Below are 18,805 nucleotides of genomic sequence, written 5' to 3' on the forward strand. Positions count from 1 at the left end.
TCAGCCTGCACTATAGAAGTACCAAGCTGTATCTAAAACTTCAGGCTCAATAGAGTCTGAGCTGCTGTTGAGTAGGTTGAGTAAAGCACTGCGGAGCCTGAGCACTCAGATGACCAGAACAGCAGGTCCAGTTAACCCTTCCCCCAGTGAACCCGAACTTGCCATGCTTCATCTGACTCAAGTGGCAGCAAGACAGACCGCAGAACTTGCTCAAACACGCAATGCAGTCGAGCAAATGACCCAATCTATCCGAGCAGTAGCCGTAAACGCTCAGCAGACCACTGGGATGGCTGCCTCGACTGAGCTAGAGGAACTAGCAATAGACAAAACGGTACAGCGACTCCTCAGGCTACAAGAAACAGTCGCTCATACAGCCAGAAAAGTGCAGCGACTCGATGAATCTTCCCAACAAATTTCGCAAGTTGTTTCGTCGATTCATCAAATTGCCTTACAAATTCCTTTATTGAAAATGAATGCTACTTTGGCGACCGCACCTCCTCAGGACACGAGCCAAGACCTTGCCCCCATTGCGGCAGAAAAGGGCGATTTGGCAGTTGGATCTGTGCTTCAAGATGTCAAGCTTCAGGATGCCCAGCTTCAGGATGCCCACCGCAGCATCAAACAGATTGTGGAGGCATCTCACCAGGTTGAGCAATTAATTCGAGCCATTGCTAGAGCAACTGTCTCTCAGGCCCAAACTTCTCAGGCTGTTGCCCAGTTAATCCAAGCGATCGCCTCAGCTTCCGAACCTACCTCTGAGGTAGCCCACAGTGCTGCGGCTTTTCTAGCTCAGGCTTCTAGGCAAACTCAATCGCTTCTAGACCCAGTCCATACATCGGATCAGTCCTAAAGCTCTAAGCGGGCTATGGTTTTTGGTGACTACTAGAATGGCCTGGGTAACTTAAGCTTGTAAGCCCCATAACTAAACTTAGCCAAACCCTAGCTAAATCTGACGTTTGGCTTTCGGCTACTAGCACACATTTTTATGATTAAGGCAGGTTCTACCTCATGCTTAGGTGCTACATGAGTCCAGATCAAGACTCTCGTGCCTGGTATAACCACGGGAATACACTTTATGGTTTAGGCCGCTATGAAGGAGCCATCGCCAGATATGACCGGGTGCTAGGGCAACAACCGGATGATTTTGAGACTTGGAGTTATCGCGGGTATGCTTTGTCTAACCTAGGTCGCTACACAGACGCGATCGCCAGTTTCGACCAAGCCATTGCTCTGTACCCCAATTTTGTCCTGGCTTGGCATGGTAAAGGTATTGCTCAAGCTCAGAGCCATCAATATGAAGGCGCGATCGTCAGTTTTGCCAAAGCTTTAGAGCTAGAACCCGAAGACCCCAAAGCTTGGTATAACCACGGCAATGCTTTAGGACGTTTGCGCCGCCATGCAGAAGCTATTCTTAGCTTTGATCGCAGCCTGTATTTCAAGCCTGACTACTACAGGGCTTGGTATCACCGAGGTACGGCCTTAGCAGAACTAACGTTGTATGAAGAAGCAATTGGCAGTTTCGACACCGCCCTCATGATTAAAGCGGATTGTCACTATGCCTGGAATTACCGGGGCATTGCGCTCTCAAAATTAAAACGGTATGACGAAGCGATCGCGAGCTTCGACCAATCACTCGCTGCAAAATCCCATAATCCAGGCGCTTGGTACAGTCTGGCTCGCTGTTATATAGCCCAGCAAAATTGCAATCAAGCTCTGAAATGTTTACACAAGGCAATTGAGCAAAGTCCAAACGTATACCGGACGATGGCTAAGCTAGACGCTTGTTTTAAGCCAATTCGCCAAGTCGCAGACTTTAAAGTTTTAGTGTTGGGAAGAAATAATTAATCCGGAATGGATAATGTTATACAGGAATTGACTCAGTAATGTTTCAATTCCAGTCTCGGTGATATGAGCCAGAGTCAAGGGTCTCAGACTTGGTATAGTCAAGGTCATGTTTTGAGCGAACTCGGACGTTATGAAGGGGCACTCGATCGCTACGATCGCGTGTTAGAACTAAACCCAGACAGCCATCAAGCTTGGTGCGATCGCGGCTATGCTTTGGAGCATTTAGAGCGCTATGAAGAAGCGATCGTCAGCTTTGAAAAAGCAATTTCTCTATCTCCCAAATTCACTCCAGCTTGGCATGGCAAAGGGATTGCCTTAGGCCGACTCAACCGTTATGAAGAAGCGGTGGTTTGCTTTGACCGCATCATCAAGTGGAGTCGCGATGACTACCGAGCTTGGTACAACAAAGGCAACGCCCTCAGCCATCTTTGCCAATATAAAGAAGCGATCGCTGCTTTTGACAAAGTTTTAGAATTTAAGCCTGATAAGTATCAAGCTTGGTACAAACGGGGTGTCGCATTAGCCTATCTAGGTCGCTACTCTGATGCGCTTACCAGTCTCGACAATGCTGTAACAATCAAGCCAAGTTGTCATTACGCTTGGAACTACCGAGGCATTGTTCTGATTAAGCTAGAACGCTGTCCGGAAGCCCTAGTTAGCTTTGAGCGCTCGTTAAATAGCGAGTCTTCCAACCCCAATGCTTGGTACGGCAAAGCTTGTTGCTACGCTTTATTAGACGATGTTGAGTTGACAGTTAACAATCTCTATCGAGCGTTTGATCTGAGTCCTAACTTGCATCGACTGATGGCGAAAACGGAGCCAATTTTTCATGAGATGCAGCACTATGCCGAATTTCAAGCTCTCTTTTAAGCTTCAGCCCTGATCCTCAACACGTTCGATAGCCAGCGCCAACATCTTCAGGAAATTTACTGAACTATTGGCAAAATTATATATTTGTGACAGTTGCAGCATTGACCTAAGGGCAGAGCCACTAACCTCCCTGTTTGCGTATACTGATAAGGATATGAGGCATCATACAAATTTATTTCTGTCAAGATTAATTGTTTTGGCAGAGATTTATTCCATCTGAGCCTAAAGGCTTTGTAGTTTCAAGCTCAGGTCTACAGAACGAGCCCAACTATGCTTGACACAGGTCAACTTCCTCTCAGTGGTGATCCGCTACTTTGGTTTCGCAAGGGTCTGCTCTTGGCTGAAACTAAAGAGTATGAGCAAGCAGTTGTTAGTTTTGATTGCGTTCTTAAGGTTCGGCCAGATTACTTTGAGGTCTGGTATGAGCGTGGTTTAGCCTTAGAAAACCTAGGTGCATATCACGAGGCGATCGCCAGTTACGATAGAGCGTTACAACTGCGACCCCATAAGGATGTAGCTTGTGAAATCTGGCAAAATCGAGGCGATGCCCAGCAATACGGCCTGGGAGACTATGCCGATGCCATTGCCAGCTATGAGAAGGCTTTACAGGTCAAACCAGGACATTACAAAGCTTGGCAAAACCGGGGTAACGCGCTCTTGTATGGGTTCAACCAATACAATGAAGCGATCGCTAGCTATGACAAAGCTTTACATCTAAAACCAGATTATTACTTAGCTTGGCGCAACCGAGGCAACGCTTTAGTAGAACTGGCTCGATACAATGAAGCGATCGCCAGTTACGACAGAGCGCTAGAAATTGAGCCGGCTGATCAAGCTGCTAGTTATGGCCGTAGTTGTGCGGTAGAGCGCTCAGGCTTAGCTTACAAGCAACCTACCACCAATCCAGTTTGGTACGGTCGGGGTTACTCAGAATCAAACCCCTTAGAAGAAAGCGCCATCGAAGCCAACGAGACAGCAGTTTTTACGAACTATCCTGCCGCAACTCGCCCCCAACCACAACCTGTTTTTGTGCTCGAAGATGAGCAGGGAACTAGGGAAATTACCCTAGAGAAGTCTTGCTACTCAATCGGCAGAGACCCCAAAAGTGATATTTGTCTGCATTCCCAGTTCGTTTCTCGCCACCATGCAACCCTGCTAAAAATCCTTCGAGATGACGGCACATACATGTACCAACTGGTGGATGGTGTCCTGGGAGGAAAACGTAGCACTAACGGCATCTTGGTTAATGGTCGCAAGCATCGGGTGTGGGAGCTAGCTCCCGACGATGTAGTCGTCTTTGGCCCTCAAGTGCGAGCTACTTATCTCGCTGCATCCCCTTCTTCAGCGGATGTTGACCTCGACTAACCCATCAAATTTTCAGCTCATTCTCCTGATCTAATCTCTTTACTAGAAATTTATCCGCTTAGTTGGTAGCTTTACGGATCTAGTAGCTAATCCGTGAGATGTTAGATGCAGGCAACTAGAGCCCGAACTTGCCTCACTCATGCCTCTACATATTGGCAGGTCGCCTTTCGCTTCAGAGTAGCTGCCGTACTTGGCGTAGTTACTCAACTACTCCTCAATCGTTCCTCAAATTCGAACTTTAGAGGGAAGATAGTTTATTGGCTCTCAAGCTACAAATCGAGGCGTACTGCCTTGTTTTGAGCCTAGATTCAGGGTTTATCTCTCCAAGCAAAGGCATCCTCCGCCCTAGAAACTCTTAGTTCTAGAGCCTCTTCTAGGTAGCTTCTGGAAAACGCTGCATGTAGTGTTTTATTGCAGATACAAGACTTGAACCTTGATCGGGACTTGGTTTAGTCACACCGTCAGCCTAGTCCTTTAACTGATGGGGCTAGGGTTTGTGGTTGTGAGATCCGCAACCATAAATATTTCTTTGACGACCTCTAGCAACGAAAAAAGCTAGGGCCAGGAAACGTCGCTGAATTTAAATCGATACTAATTGACACTAATCGAGTGAGTAAAGGGAGTTGACATGTCTGAACTGATTCAGGCCGTTATAGACAACAATGAGAAGACTGATTTGCGGCAATTTCTCAGAGACTTACGCCAGCAGGAGCAACGCTACCTATTACGCAATGAGATCTTGAACGCATTTTCGGCTTACTGTAGTAATCACCAAAAACCTGAACAGTTTTGTCATGCTTCCCATTTAGGCAAGCTGATCGATTACACCCAGGAAATTATTCTGGACGAGGAAAGCTTTTGTTTTATTGTTCGTCCTAAGATTGCTAGCCAAGAAATTTTTCGCCTCTCTGAAGATAACCTTACCGTTGATGTGATGACGGTGCAGGAGTTGCTGGATCTGCGGGATCTATTGGTGAATCGCTTTCATCCCAATGAAGGAGATGTCTTAGAGCTAGACTTTCAACCCTTTTACGACTATTCACCCACCATCCGCGACCCTAAAAATATTGGTAAAGGAGTGCAATTCCTGAACCGATATCTATCCAGTAAGTTGTTCCAAGACCCACAGGAATGGTTAGAAGCGCTATTTAAGTTTTTAAGTTTGCACCGCCATAACGGCACACAATTGCTGATTAATGAGCGCATTAGGAGCCAAGGCGAGCTTTCAGACCAGCTGAAGAAAGCCCTGCAATTTGTGAGTGGTCGTCCAACCGATGCAGCTTATGAAACCTTTCGCTTTGACCTTCAAGCAATGGGTTTTGAGCCGGGATGGGGAAACACGGCAGGTCGCGTCAACGAAACCTTAGAACTTTTAGACGAACTGATCGACTCTCCCGATCACCAAACCTTAGAAGCCTTCATCTCGCGAATTCCAATGGTTTTCCGGGTGGTACTGGTGTCTCCTCACGGTTGGTTTGGCCAAGAGGGAGTCTTGGGGCGACCCGATACAGGTGGCCAAGTGGTTTATGTACTTGACCAAGCCAAGAGTATAGAGAAGCAACTGCAAGAAGATTTGTGTCTGGCTGGGTTAGATGTCACAAAGGTGCAGCCCAAGGTTGTCATTCTCAGTCGCTTGATCCCCAATAGTGATGGCACTCGCTGTAATCAGCGCTTAGAAAAAGTGCATGGCACTGATAATGCCTGGATTTTGCGGGTACCTTTCCGGGAATTTAATCCCAAATTGACTCAAAACTGGATTTCTCGCTTTGAGATCTGGCCTTACTTAGAAACTTATGCGATCGATTCTGAGCGAGAACTTTTAGCAGAGTTTCAGGGCCGACCTGACTTGATTGTGGGTAACTATTCAGATGGTAATTTAGTTGCTTTTCTGCTGGCTCGTCGTCTTAAGGTGACTCAATGTAACGTTGCCCACGCTTTAGAGAAATCAAAGTACCTGTTCAGCAATCTTTACTGGCAGGATTCTGAGGAGCAGTATCATTTCTCGCTCCAGTTCACGGCAGACTTGATTGCTATGAACGCGGCGAATTTCGTCATTAGTAGCACTTATCAAGAAATTGTCGGTACGCCTGACAGTATTGGTCAGTATGAGTCTTACAAGTGCTTTACCATGCCAGAGTTGTACCACGTGGTCAATGGTGTAGAGCTATTTAGCCCTAAGTTCAATGTGGTGCCACCAGGCGTCAATGAGGCGGTTTACTTCCCCTATACCCGCACTGATGATCGCTTACCCGACGATCGCGATCGCTTAGAAGATTTACTTTTCACCTTAGAAGACCCAGAACAAGCCTACGGCAAGCTTGATGATCCGAGCAAACAGCCTTTATTTTCAATGGCAAGGCTCGATCGCATCAAGAACTTAACGGGTTTAGCCGAGTGCTTTGGTCGTAGCCCAGAATTGCAGGAGCGCTGCAATCTGATTTTGGTGGCGGGCAAATTGCGGGTAGAGGATACGGCGGATCGCGAAGAAGCGAGTGAAATGGAAAAGCTCTATCGCATCATTGACGAGCACAATCTTCACGGCAAAATTCGTTGGTTAGGCGTACGTTTGCCCAAGACCGACTCCGGTGAGATTTATCGCGTCATTGCAGATCATCAAGGTATCTTTGTACAACCAGCCTTGTTTGAAGCTTTTGGCTTGACGATTCTAGAGGCGATGATTTCTGGTATACCCACGTTTGCCACTCAGTTTGGTGGCCCCTTGGAAATTATTCAGGATCGAGTCAATGGCTTCTACATCAACCCCACGAATTTAGAAGAAATGGCTGGGAAGATTCTGGAGTTTGTTTCTAAGTGCGAGCAAAATCCCAACTACTGGCAGGAGATTTCTAACCGGGGAATTGAGCGGGTTTATAGCACATACACCTGGAGAATCCATACCACGCGCTTATTGTCGCTGGCTAAGATCTATGGCTTCTGGAATTACACTTCTCAGGAAGACCGAGAAGATATGCTCCGCTATTTGGAATCTCTGTTCTATCTACTCTTTAAACCCAGAGCCAAGCAGTTGATGGAACAGCACATGCATCATTAGATAACTAGGGATAACCAGAGATCACTAAATAACTCGCGCTCAGTTTAGATTACTGTCTAACTGAACCTGGGAGCGATCGCCCATCACCTACTTCATGGGGGCGATCGCTTTTTGCTGAGTTTCTGAACTGGGGCTTTAACGGGTTCTTTAGCGATCGCAGCACCACAGCTTCACAGTTCCATCCATATGGCCACTCGCTAAAGAGGCTCCATCAGGACTGAAGCTAACGGTACTCACTGACTTTGAGTGACTGGGTAGCCACTGGCTCCAACCAGATCCTAGAGTGCGGATGAGCTGACCTGTCACTGGGCACCAAAGTCTGACCTTACAATCCGTACCACCGCTAGCTAGGGTTTGACCATCGGGGCTAAAAGCAATCGCTAAAACACCACCGACATGACCAGAGAGAGTAAGGAATGCCTCCCCTTTCGCCAGATTCCACAACCGAATAGTGGCATCCTCACTAGTGCTGGCTAGTACGGCATCGTCTGGGCTTAAAGCCAGAGAAGTGACCTGCTTGGTATGACCCACCAACGTCCGAATCACCTCTCCCGTTTGGATGGCCCAAAGCTTGATGGTTTGGTCGTAACTGCTGCTCGCTAAAACCTGAGCTTGGGGATCAAAGGCGACTCCACTGACGGTATCCGTATGACCCAAAAAGGTTTGCTGCAAAGTTCCGGTTGAGAGATTCCAAAGCTTAACGCTATTGTCATAGCTGCCACTGGCGAGGAGTTGCCTGTGAGCTGCGATCGCGACAGTTTTAACTCCAGCAGCATGACCTTTCAGGGTATGAAACAGAGCCTTAGTTTCGAGATTCCAAACCTTAAGGGCACCGTCCTCAGCACTACTATTCACTAAGACTGGGAAGGTTTCTGTTACTCCTGCGTTTTGCCCATTCTGAGCGGTGGATCGCACCTATCGCAATGGAACTCGTAGACCCAACATGACTGAAACAGCCGAGGAGTTCTTGGGTTTGGAGGTGCCACATTTTGATGGAGTTTGGTTGTCTACCCCAAGCGGAATAACCACAACCTAACGTCTGCCCATCTGGACTAAAAGCAACCGATGATACTAAGGCTGGGTAAACCGAGAAGGTAGACCGTAGTTGAGCTTGCCGCCAAGATGGAACTGAGTGATCGCCAACGAATAGAATTTTGCTTCTGATGGCCTCCAGAACCGCTTGAGGCATTCCTGGCCTCAATTCTGCACCAATCCAAACCTGAGAATCTACTAGACCTGTCTTCTGAGAAATTTGCTTACCAGTCATTCGGGCATGTTACTCCGATGAGTCAAGGGGAGGGGAGACAAAGTTTCAAAAAACTCTCCTGAATAACTCAGTGCTCAGAAGTGGATGGCGTGCTTTACAGAAGGTGATATTTTTAACTCAGCGATCGCCTTTGAGAGCTTTGTCTAGGCTAAGATTCTCACGTTGCAGCCCCTACTATCTAGAGCGCTACTGAATTTTTGCCAGAAAAACATTTTCAGAATGCTTACGTGTATTTCTTGCAAAGAAGAAGTAGTATTTGATACTTTTATTTCCCATCGTAGACAGTTAAAAATACCAAGCCGCTAAGCTACTAGATCGCTATATACCTAGGCCCAGGAGTTTATTTGTGTTAGTCATTGTTCCCCAAAAATCCCAAAAAACAAGAGGCAAAGACATCAGACTGTGTCTTTACCTCCAGAGTTAAAGGGGAAATATCAGTCGTTTTGACTTGAGCTAGACCAAACCCTCTACTACGGGGTGGAAGTAAAAAGCGAAGCCTAGGACTAAGTAAGCAGCTAAAAGCAAAGTCCCCTCTAGCCAATTAGATCGACCATCCGAACTAATCGAGTTGGCAATTAAAACGGCAACGGCAACAGCAACTAGCTCGAAGGGATTAAAGTCTAGATCCATTGGCTGACCCATCAACCATCCCGCTAAGACCAAGATTGGGGCGACAAACAAAGCGATTTGTAGGCTAGAACCGACCGCTACTGAGACTGAAAGATCCATTTTATTTTTCATGGCTACAGTCACAGCAGTGGCATGTTCTGCGGCATTTCCCACAATTGGCAACAAAATGACTCCTGTAAAGAGAGGGGTCAGGCCAAGACGGGCGGTCGCAACTTCTAAGGTATCTACTAATAACTCTGATTCCACGGCAACTAGAAGGGTGGCGGCTAACAGGACCCCAATCCACAAAGGCAGATTTACTTTGTGCTCTGAGACGTCTGGGGCTAAATTGACCTCTGCCAGTTCAGTGGGTTCTAGTTCTGCCAATCCCACATCATAGAGATAAGTGTGGGTTCGCATGGAAAATAAAAGGGTCAGGCCATAAACCACAATTAAAACCACGGCCACAGCAATCGATAACTTCTGAATTGTGATGGGGCTGATCCCGGTTGAGGTCACGTTCACTGCTGTTGGTAACAGGAGTGCAATTACTGCCAGGTTCATGGAGGAGGCATTCACACGAGCTACAATCGGTTGAAATTCCTGCTCTTTATAGCGCAAACCTCCTAGCAGCATAGAGAGCCCCATCACGAGAAGTAAGTTGCCAATGATTGATCCCGTGATGCTGGCTTTAACCACGTCAATCAATCCTGCCCGCAAAGCGACTAAGGCAATAATCAGTTCAGTGGCATTGCCAAAGGTGGCATTGAGTAGCCCGCCCAAGGAAGGCCCCGCCACAACAGCAATTTCCTCGGTCGCAGTTCCCATCCAAGCGGCTAAAGGTAGAATCGCCAAACCAGCAGTAATAAACACTACTAGCGATCCCCACTCTAAAAAATGAGCAGCGATCGAGATGGGAATGAAGATTAGTAGCCCAGTAAAAATTGCGTCTTTGATTGTCATTCAGGTTCAGTTGTATACCCTAGTAAGCCCGGATTAGGGCCGATGAATAAATTCCGAGTTTAGAATACCCCATGCTCTACCGCTTCTTAGGTTCCGACTGTCGTAATTAGGGAAAGGCTTAATTAGGGAGAATGAAGTAACAAAACATTTCTTTTGTTGTTCTAGACGAAACTCTTGTTGCAAATCCTTAACTGAGTCTTAAGTTTGCCTAGCCTTTACGGTTCAATCGAGTTATGTTGCAAGCAAGGCTTCCCTATCTTTTGGCCGTTGTCAGGCTGTTTGACCTCTGATCCCCAAAAACCTAGTTCTTAAGGCTTAGTTTTGCAGCCCTTAGACTGTACTTTTAGTCGGATTGTTTACTCGTTTAATCTTAGATAGAGTGCTATCTAAATCTTTAGTCGGACTTGATGCGATCGCAGCTTACCTATCGTTTTCTCTGCGTCACTTTTCCCAGAAAGCGCTGGCTGAGCCGATTTGACACACATTGCTTACCTTCAACCTTTTCCAGAATTTGTTCCTATCGCTAACTCCTGCCATAACACTGTGATTTGGTGAGTTGTTTCTGTTTCGCTATTTTCTTTATTTGGATATACCTAAGATGACTTCTCATTCCGATGTCTTCACCTCAGAGCATGAGGAAGTTGGGAGCATAGCTCAAGCTGAGTTCTCTACTGGGGCGGAAGCTAACTATTCTGCCTCGCTAACGGCTCAAGCATCTCCTAGTACTGATCCCCTGCAAACTGCATTGGGAGTGTATGTGACCGTTCATGGGCACTTCTATCAGCCACCCAGAGAGAATCCTTACCTAGATGCGATCGAGCGACAACCCAGTGCGGGGCCTTTTCACGACTGGAATGAGCGGATTCATCATGAGTGCTACCGTCCCAATGCCTTTGCCAGAGTGCTGAATGACCAAGGTGAAGTGACGGGGATCGTCAATAACTATGAGTATTTGAGCTTTAATATTGGCCCCACGTTGATGAACTGGATCGAACGCCATGACGTGGAGGTGTATCAACGGATTGTGGAAGCAGACCGTAAGAGTTGCGATCGCCTGAATGGTCACGGTAATGCGATCGCTCAGGTCTATAACCACATCATCATGCCCTTGGCGAATGAGCGAGACAAATACACACAAATTCGGTGGGGCAAAGCAGATTTTCGTTCTCACTTTGGTCGTGATCCCGAAGGCATGTGGCTGGCAGAGGCGGCGGTCGATTACCCCACCCTAGAAGCCTTGATTGCCGAAGGCATTCGCTTTATTGTGCTGGCTCCCTCCCAAGCGCAGCGTTGCCGACCCTTCCCTCGTGAGCATCAACCCCACCCGCAATGGCATGAAGTGGGAGGAGGGCAGATTGATCCCACCCGTCCCTATCGGTGTTTCTTGCCGGGGGGCAATCCCAATTACGATTACATCGACATTTTCTTTTACGATGGCCCGATCTCGCGGGATATGGGCTTTAGCGACGTACTCTACAACTCTAGCCATTTTGTCGGGCGGATTGGTCAAGCGGTGCGTGGGGATCAGCGGCCCGCCCAAATGCTCTCGGTTGCGACCGATGGTGAAACCTTTGGTCACCACAAAGGCGGCACAGAGAAAACTCTCGCTTATGCGTTCTTGAAAGAATTCGCCAATCGGGGTTGGACTGTTACTAACTTTGCCCACTACCTCAGCATCCATCCCCCAACCTGGGAAGTAGAACTCAAGCCTGTGACTGCTTGGAGTTGTGCCCACGGCGTCGATCGCTGGCAGGAAGACTGTGGCTGTGGCGGTGAAGGTGGGTTTTGGCACCAAAAATGGCGACGACCTTTGCGCGATGCCTTGGATTGGCTGCGGGATCAGTTGATTAAAGTCTACGAGGACAGCGGCAAAAAGTTTTTCCGTGATCCCTGGCAAGCCAGAGATGAATACATTCAAGTGATGCGCGATCGCAGTGCCAGCAATATTGAGCGCTTCATGATCCGCCATCGTAGCCGTAAACTAACCGCGACGGATCAAGTGGATGCTCTGCGGTTACTGGAGATGCAGCGTCATGCTCTCTTGATGTACACCAGTTGCGGCTGGTTTTTTGAAGAGTTGTCCCGACCCGAAGGAGTGCAAATTCTCCGCTACGCAGCGCGGGCGTTGGAGTTGGCAGGTGATGTTGCGGGTGTGCAGCTAGAGAAGGGATTTATCAAGCGCTTAGGCACAGCACCCAGCAATATTGAGTATTTCCGGCATGGGTCTGGGGTGTATCGCCATTTGGTGACAACTGCCCAAATTACCTTAGAGCAGGTGGCTGCCCACTATGCCATTAGTTCTCTATTCACCACTTATCCGCCAGAGCACCGAGTTTATTGCTACACCGCTCATCAACTCGACTACCAATTGCAGCGCATGGGATCGCTGACTTTGGCTGTTGGGCAGGTGCAGCTAGTTTCTGAAATCACCTGGGAAAGCACTCACCTGACCTTTGCGGTGCTGCATCTAGGCGGATGGGACTTCCACTGCTGCATTCAGAACTTCTCAGGGCGGCGGGAGTACAGTCGGCAAAAAGATAGCTTGTTTGCGGCGCTGAAACAGGCTAGCGCTGCCCAGACTATTTTGGCGATGAATCGCATTTTTGGGGATCAGTCCTACAACTTACAGAACCTGTTTGCGGAAGAACGCCACCGGATTATGCAGTTGCTGACCCAAGAAACCCTGCTGCGCCTGGATCAGCTTTACACGCAGGTTTACCGAGATAACTACGGCGTGTTGATGGCTTTCCATCGAGATGAGTTGCAGGTGCCGCAAGAATTGCAAGTGGCGGCAGAAATTGCCTTGACGAACCGAGCGATCGCGTCGTTGCAAGCTCTAGAACAGGAAATGAGCGATCCCACCACTGCACCGCCTCCTTGCCTCAGTCACATTGCTGAGTTAGAAGCGATCGCGACTGAAGCGAACCATTTGCACTGCCACTTGAACCTGACCGCAGGCAAAGAAATTCTGGAGCGCTTAATCTTGCGATCGCTTTGGAACCTATTGCACAACTTCACGCCAGAAGCGATCGCAGATGAGGTGAAGCAACTACAACGCCTGCTAAAAACTGGGAAGCAGCTGAAGCTGACGCTCTCAATCGACCGGGCTCAAGAGCTTTATTTCTCATTTTTGCAAAGTCACATTCTGCCTGTCTGTGTCGATTTACTACAGCGACAGGCTCAGGGGCAGAGCGGAGACAAACCCCAGTTCCATCTCAAGGATTCTGCAACCCCTATTAACTTAAATGGCCTACAGCAACTACTCCAACTCGGCCCCGTTCTACTGGTGGATACCAGCAATTGGCTAGCTCAGTTAGCTGCCCTGAGTTAGCTATTACTGGTTAGCAAGCTGAGGGGAAAACTAGGGGGGCAGTCCTTTGGGATTGCCCTCAACGAGTAGTTAAAGATAAAGAAAGTCAGGGCGTTCTAAAAATTCGGTAGGAAGCTCGCTCATTGAGCCTTCTTCCATGTTCTTGAACAGAATTGTAAAGGCTCCTGCCCCTAAGCCTGAATGCGGCCACATGCGATAGCAGGGAATGTCTGTTAAGTGGGATTGAGCCGCAACCAAATGGGGTACGACCAAAGCTTGAAACTGAGGAAATTTAGTTAAAAACCACTCGCTCACCTGCTCATTTTCTTCCGGTGAGTAGGCACAAGTCATATAAGCTAAATAGCCTTGAGGAGCAACCAATTTCGCTGAGTTTGCCAGAATTCGTTTTTGCCGATTGGCATTTTTATTAATCAAAATTGGATGGAAGCAACCTGGAGCTTTACTTCCTTTGGCTAGCAAAGATTGACCTGTACAAGGAGCATCTACCAATACTACTTGAGCAGTATTAGGAATCAGCTCAGCCAGCACTTGTGAGTCTAAGCCAAGGGCGATCGCAGGGCTAATATGACAGCGTTTTAGGTTAGAAAGTAAAGCTCCCTTGCGCTTACCAATCACCTCATTACTAATCAGTAGCCGAGGGCGTAGGGCAGTCCAAGCAAAGACACTTTTGCCTCCCGGTGAGGCACACATATCCAAAATCAGATCAACAGGTTTCTCGATGGTCAATAAAGTAGAGGCAGCAAAAATTGAAGAAAAATCTAGACAATAGAAATTCCCGGCATCATGAAGAGGATGCTTGCCTGGTTTTTCATCTAAGACCAATCGTTCAATAAACTTTGGTTGCCAAAGCGTCGGTGACGCTAATTTAAATGGTGATCTCTCAGGCTGTGCTTGACACCACAAAATTGCTGGATTGAAGGGTTTGGGATTCACCAAAGCGTCGATAAACTTTTCTTGATAAACTTCATCTTTGAATAAGCGTTGGCTAAATTTAACCAACAGATTAGAAGGCTTTTCCATAACACCCTATATAGCCAAATCACTATAGCTAAATCAGTAAGAGATAAGTGCAACTTCGGAGGTAGATTGTAGACTGTAACGTCTGACGTTATTAAGTGGCAGTAATAGTGACAGGCATCGTTTGAGAAGTTATCAACCAATCCTGAGTTTTTGCCATTAACAACGTAGCGCTAGCGGCTGGGGAAGCATCGGCAATGTCTATTGAGTGAATCGGGCCACCTCGCCGTTGCAAATCATGGGTATAGGTTTTGTCGTAATAGTCCAAAACTAAATCAATCGCAGTAGTTAAATCACCTTGATAAATCGCTTCGACGGCTTGTTGAGTCCGCAAGCCACCTAGCTTTTTTCGTAAACGTTCCGTGGCTTCTATGAGTTGGTCTGGTTTGACCGAACCATAGACTTGGCGCAAAATCTCAATTCGTTTAGGTCGCGATCGCAGAATTTGCAATACGGGAGCTTGGAGCATTTGCTGAAAGATTTCGTCTGGAATCCGACAGAGTCCGATCCGCCGACTTTCCGCCTCAATCCACACAGGCTGTTGGTGATTAAATTGGCTCCAAACCAAAGCAATATGGTTTTCAAATTGCTCGGTCGTGGGTTGCGCGGGTAGACCCAAACTGCCGTAGCTACTGCCCCGGTGGTTCGCTAAGTTTTCTAAGTCCAGAACTTGCTCTCCCTGTTCTGCCAGGGCCGCTAAGATTTCTGTCTTGCCAGTGCCTGTCATCCCTCCCAAAATTGCCAAGGTTTTTGGAGTCGCTAAGGTGGAGCGCACCCAATGACGAAAAGCTTTATAGCCACCACGCAGCAGGGTGACCTGAAAACCTGCCGTTTCGAGGAGCCAAGCCATACTGTTGCTCCGCATCCCGCCTCGCCAACAGTGCAACCGCACCTGACGATCAGGGGCTAGGGCTTTGGCTTGAGTCACAAAACCAGCGAGTTTGGGGCCGACGATCGCCAGTCCTAACTCAATCGCTGCTTCTTGCCCCTGCCGTTTGTAGCACGTACCCACCTCGGCCCGTTCGTCATTACTAAACAGCGGGAAACTCTGCGCACCCGGAATGTGCCCCTGAAAAAATTCCCCTGGACTGCGAACATCTAGAATCAGGCCAGGACAATGCAAAAACTCAGCAACATCAACGATTTGGGGCATGAATCAAACCAAACAGCAAGCAACCCTACAGTTCGATCGTAATCGGCTCAGGGGATGAAGGGGAGGGGAGAACGCCGCCAATCGCCCGACTTCGCTGATAACCCAATGACTGGAGAGCGCTAATACAATCGCTAGCTTGTTCTGCTGGCACGGTGGCAAGCAGTCCACCTGAAGTTTGGGGATCAAATAACAAAGCGGCTTCTGGGCGATCGCTAACTTTAGACCAATTTTGTACTTTTAACGCGGCCCGTAAGTTTTGGGGTTGCAGAGAACTGACAATGCCTTGTTCTACAACCGTTCTGGCTCCTGTCAACAACGGGATCGCTTCCAGCTTTAGTTCCACCGCGACTTGGGAGGCTTGAGTCATCTCAGCTAAGTGCCCTAATAGCCCAAACCCTGTGATGTCTGTGCAAGCGCTGGCTTGGTGCTGGATCAGACACTCAGCCGCTGCTTGATTTGACTGCAACATTGACTCGACAGCGGCATCAATCCAACGACCTTTAGCTTGGCGCTGCATGTCTGCTGCAAACAAGGCTCCCGTCCCTAATGCTTTCGTCAGAATCAGAACTTGTCCGGGCTGCATTCCCGTTTTTCGCAAAAGGCGATCGCGCTCAGCCAAACCGTTGCATGATAGGCCAAAAGCCAGTTCTGCCCCTTCTGTGGTGTGGCCGCCAATTAGAGCTGCGCCTGCCTGATGCAAAGCCTTGAGCGCTCCAGATAGCAATTGGTAGAGTGTTTCCTCCACCTTGGCCTCAAAGGCGTAGGGAACTGTCGCGATCGCTAAAGCACTTTGCGGATTGGCTCCCATCGCAAAAATATCGCTGAGGCAATGATTGGCGCTGATTTGACCAAACACAAACGGGTCGTTGATTAAGGAACGGAAATAGTCGATGGTTTGTACCAAAACGCGATCGGCAGGTATTTGCAAGACGGCAGCATCATCTGGAGCATCTAAGCCAATGAGAATATCGGAGCGATCGCTGGGCTGGGGATATTCCTGTTGCACCCGCTGAAGGACTCGCTCTAAAACGCTGCTACCCACTTTGGCCCCACAGCCACCACATCGCATGAGATTCTGGATTTTACTATTAGGTTCTGGCTGTAACTGATCGGCGGCACGAGCTAATACTGGTTGCTGCGTCATCTCTGGCAACCGACTGAAGCGCTCCATAAACCGCCGATCAATTCCATCTTTGAGCTGCCAAAGTATAGAAGACTGCCAACCGAACGATCCCCAGGAGGCGATCGCTGCATTGTGCAGATTCGAGTCAGAATCCTCACTGGTGCCAATCAAGCTGAGATAACGCTTCTGGGGAATGTAGAGCTTGGGCTGCTGGCCTGATAAGGTTCGGCGCAAATTCTCAAACAGGGGCTTGCCTTGACGCACTGCAAACACCCCTGCTTTGGGTCGAGGATGGTTTTTGATGGTGGCGATGTCACCTGCCGCAAATACAAAGGGATGAGAGAGCGATCGCAGATTTTCATCCACTCCAATAAAGCCTTGAGCATCGGTGGCTAAGCCAGATGCTTTTACCCAGTTTGGTGCCGCAGCCTGCGTAACCCAAAAAGTATGGTCACAAGCCACTGTTAACCCCGATTCGCACTTGACTTGATGCGCCTGTACTTCAGTGACCATTTCTCCTAGGTGGAGGTGAATGCCTCGCTGAGTCAGGATTTTGTGGAAGCGATCGCCCACCCAACGGCTATATCCTGGCATCAAGACGGTTCCACGCTGAAATAGATGGAGGGTTAGATTTTCTGTAGCTTGTTGCGATCGCCTCAAAACTTTGTGCAAATGCCGTTGGACTGCTAGCGACAGTTCCACGCCACCCGCACCACCTCCAATAATTCCTATGCAGATTGGCTGGTCGGGCTTTTGAACCACCTGTTCAATCAGCTGATCCCAATGTTCTAGAAAGCGGCGAATCGGTTTGACGGGGATACTCGACTCTACAGCGCTGGCAATGTCTGGAACCGTTGGGGTGCTGCCGATATCAATAGAAACGACATCAAAAGCCACAGGCGGACGATGGGCACAAATCACTCGCTTGTTTGGTAAGTCCAAGCCCACCACGCGATCGAGATACAGTTGCGCTTGGGCAAATTGGGCCAGAGGTCGCAGGTCAATATGGCATTCATCGTGGCTATAAAAACCCGCCACATGTCCAGGGAGCATCCCGGAGTAAGGGGTGTCTGAGGCTTCGGTCAGGAGCGTAATTCGCACTCCAGAGAGGGGTTTCATGCCAAACATGCGCAAGGCGATCGCATGGCTATGCCCACCCCCTACCAGCACCAAGTCTTTGACGATCGGCTCAAAGGCTGGATTCATCATCAGTCTCAGGCTTTACGGGAGGGACAGGATCATAACCACCGGGATGGAAAGGGTGACAGCGAGCAATTCGGCGCAGCGCCAGCCAACTTCCCCGCCTAGGACCAAACCGCTCTACTGCTTCTAAGGCATATTGGGAGCAAGTCGGGTGAAAACGGCAAGCAGGTAGCAACAGCGGCGAAACTAAAATCTGATAACCTCGAATCGATCCAATCACTAAGCGCTTCATATCTTCCATTTTAGGCCGCTTGTCCCTGCCCGTATTCGTTCCCTTCTCGCCCTAGATGGTTGAACAGAGAACAGCTTCAGATTAATTTGCTTTAGCCTCTTTTAAGTTTTTGACACAAGGTTTATACTGTTATCTTTGGGTAAGTTTTAGTTTGAGGAAGCTACATGTCGCGATATAGAGGCGCTCGCCTCAGAGTTGTGCGTCGTTTGGGTGACCTACCTGGCTTGACTCGGAAGTCTCCCAGAAAGGCATATCCACCTGGACAGCACGGTCAAGAACGCAAGAAGAAATCTGAATACGGTGTCCGTCTAGAAGAGAAGCAAAAGCTGCGCTTCAACTACGGTATCACCGAGAGACAGCTGCTTCGCTACGTGCGGAAAGCTCGTCGGGCTGCGGGTTCTACTGGACAAACCCTGTTGCAGTTGCTAGAAATGCGCTTGGACAATACCGTTTTTCGTCTCGGTATGGCTCCTACGATTCCTGCTGCACGTCAGTTGGTCAACCACGGTCACATCACTGTGAATGGTCGTCCCGTAGATATCGCTAGCTACCAGTGCCGTCCCGGCGAAGTCATTGGTGTTAGAGACCGCGATCGCTCTCGTCAGTTGATTGAACAAAATCTACAGTATCCTGGCCTCGCTCACCTGCCTAGCCACTTGGAGTTCGATAAAGGCAAACTCACTGGCAAGGTGAATGGTGTGATTGAGCGGGAATGGATCGCACTCCAAGTCAACGAACTGCTTGTGGTTGAGTACTACTCTCGCCAAGCTTAATC

Annotated in this window: 14 protein-coding genes; 7 read left to right on the forward strand and 7 right to left on the reverse strand. The window is 48.6% G+C overall.

Translation table 11 applies throughout. The features are described from left to right. The first annotated feature begins 109 nt into the window (after positions 1 to 109). The 5 genes from KME12_03650 (at position 110) to KME12_03670 (ending at position 7,132) form a co-directional block, all read left to right on the forward strand. Entirely contained in the window at positions 110 to 850 is a 741-nt protein-coding gene (locus tag KME12_03650) for a hypothetical protein (GenBank protein ID MBW4486868.1), read from the forward strand. A gap of 173 nt (positions 851 to 1,023) precedes the next feature. Next, positions 1,024 to 1,845, forward strand: a complete 822-nt coding sequence (locus KME12_03655; protein MBW4486869.1) for a tetratricopeptide repeat protein — start codon at positions 1,024 to 1,026, stop codon at positions 1,843 to 1,845. A gap of 63 nt (positions 1,846 to 1,908) precedes the next feature. Next, the gene (locus KME12_03660; protein MBW4486870.1) at positions 1,909 to 2,715 is read left to right on the forward strand and encodes a tetratricopeptide repeat protein; all 807 of its coding nucleotides are present in this window, start codon (positions 1,909 to 1,911) and stop codon (positions 2,713 to 2,715) included. 270 nt (positions 2,716 to 2,985) lie between these two features. Continuing rightward, a complete protein-coding gene (locus tag KME12_03665) occupies positions 2,986 to 4,080 on the forward strand; it encodes a tetratricopeptide repeat protein (protein ID MBW4486871.1) in 1,095 nt (364 codons plus the stop codon). 628 nt (positions 4,081 to 4,708) lie between these two features. Continuing rightward, positions 4,709 to 7,132 (forward strand): sucrose synthase, encoded by a 2,424-nt coding sequence (locus KME12_03670; protein ID MBW4486872.1) that lies wholly within the window; start codon positions 4,709 to 4,711, stop codon positions 7,130 to 7,132. Positions 7,133 to 7,279: 147 nt separating this feature from the next. Here the strand turns inward: KME12_03670 and KME12_03675 are convergent, their stop codons facing one another. The 3 genes from KME12_03675 to cax all read right to left on the reverse strand — a co-directional run bounded on the left by KME12_03675 (position 7,280) and on the right by cax (position 9,971). Beyond that, positions 7,280 to 8,047 carry a WD40 repeat domain-containing protein gene (locus KME12_03675; GenBank protein ID MBW4486873.1) on the reverse strand — a complete coding sequence of 256 codons (768 nt, stop codon included), beginning with the start codon at positions 8,045 to 8,047 and terminating at the stop codon, positions 7,280 to 7,282. Further along, positions 7,980 to 8,399 (reverse strand): hypothetical protein, encoded by a 420-nt coding sequence (locus tag KME12_03680; protein MBW4486874.1) that lies wholly within the window; start codon positions 8,397 to 8,399, stop codon positions 7,980 to 7,982. The genes KME12_03675 and KME12_03680 overlap by 68 nt, the downstream gene beginning before the upstream one ends. A 453-nt stretch (positions 8,400 to 8,852) precedes the next feature. Beyond that, positions 8,853 to 9,971 carry a calcium/proton exchanger gene (gene cax, locus KME12_03685; protein MBW4486875.1) on the reverse strand — a complete coding sequence of 373 codons (1,119 nt, stop codon included), beginning with the start codon at positions 9,969 to 9,971 and terminating at the stop codon, positions 8,853 to 8,855. Positions 9,972 to 10,569: 598 nt separating this feature from the next. Here cax and KME12_03690 point away from each other — a divergent pair. Then, a complete protein-coding gene (locus KME12_03690; protein MBW4486876.1) occupies positions 10,570 to 13,302 on the forward strand; it encodes a DUF3536 domain-containing protein in 2,733 nt (910 codons plus the stop codon). Positions 13,303 to 13,371: 69 nt separating this feature from the next. Here KME12_03690 and KME12_03695 read toward each other — a convergent pair whose 3' ends face one another. The 4 genes from KME12_03695 to yidD form a co-directional block, all read right to left on the reverse strand. Continuing rightward, complete coding sequence (locus KME12_03695; protein ID MBW4486877.1) at positions 13,372 to 14,322, reverse strand: RsmB/NOP family class I SAM-dependent RNA methyltransferase; 951 nt, start codon at positions 14,320 to 14,322, stop codon at positions 13,372 to 13,374. A 91-nt stretch (positions 14,323 to 14,413) separates the two neighbouring features. Next, positions 14,414 to 15,472, reverse strand: a complete 1,059-nt coding sequence (gene mnmH / locus KME12_03700) for a tRNA 2-selenouridine(34) synthase MnmH (protein ID MBW4486878.1) — start codon at positions 15,470 to 15,472, stop codon at positions 14,414 to 14,416. A 25-nt stretch (positions 15,473 to 15,497) separates the two neighbouring features. Continuing rightward, a complete protein-coding gene (gene selD, locus KME12_03705) occupies positions 15,498 to 17,801 on the reverse strand; it encodes a selenide, water dikinase SelD (protein MBW4486879.1) in 2,304 nt (767 codons plus the stop codon). Continuing rightward, positions 17,785 to 18,030, reverse strand: a complete 246-nt coding sequence (yidD, locus tag KME12_03710) for a membrane protein insertion efficiency factor YidD (protein MBW4486880.1) — start codon at positions 18,028 to 18,030, stop codon at positions 17,785 to 17,787. Before yidD ends, selD begins: the two co-directional genes overlap by 17 nt. 164 nt (positions 18,031 to 18,194) lie before the next feature. On the opposite strand from yidD, the gene rpsD reads away from it, so the two are divergent. Continuing rightward, positions 18,195 to 18,803, forward strand: coding sequence for a 30S ribosomal protein S4 (rpsD, locus tag KME12_03715; GenBank protein ID MBW4486881.1), 609 nt, complete (start codon positions 18,195 to 18,197; stop codon positions 18,801 to 18,803). Positions 18,804 to 18,805 lie beyond the last annotated feature (2 nt).

Origin of the sequence: Trichocoleus desertorum ATA4-8-CV12, assembly GCA_019358975.1 — a bacterium.
Taxonomy (GTDB): Bacteria; Cyanobacteriota; Cyanobacteriia; order FACHB-46; family FACHB-46; genus Trichocoleus; species Trichocoleus desertorum_A.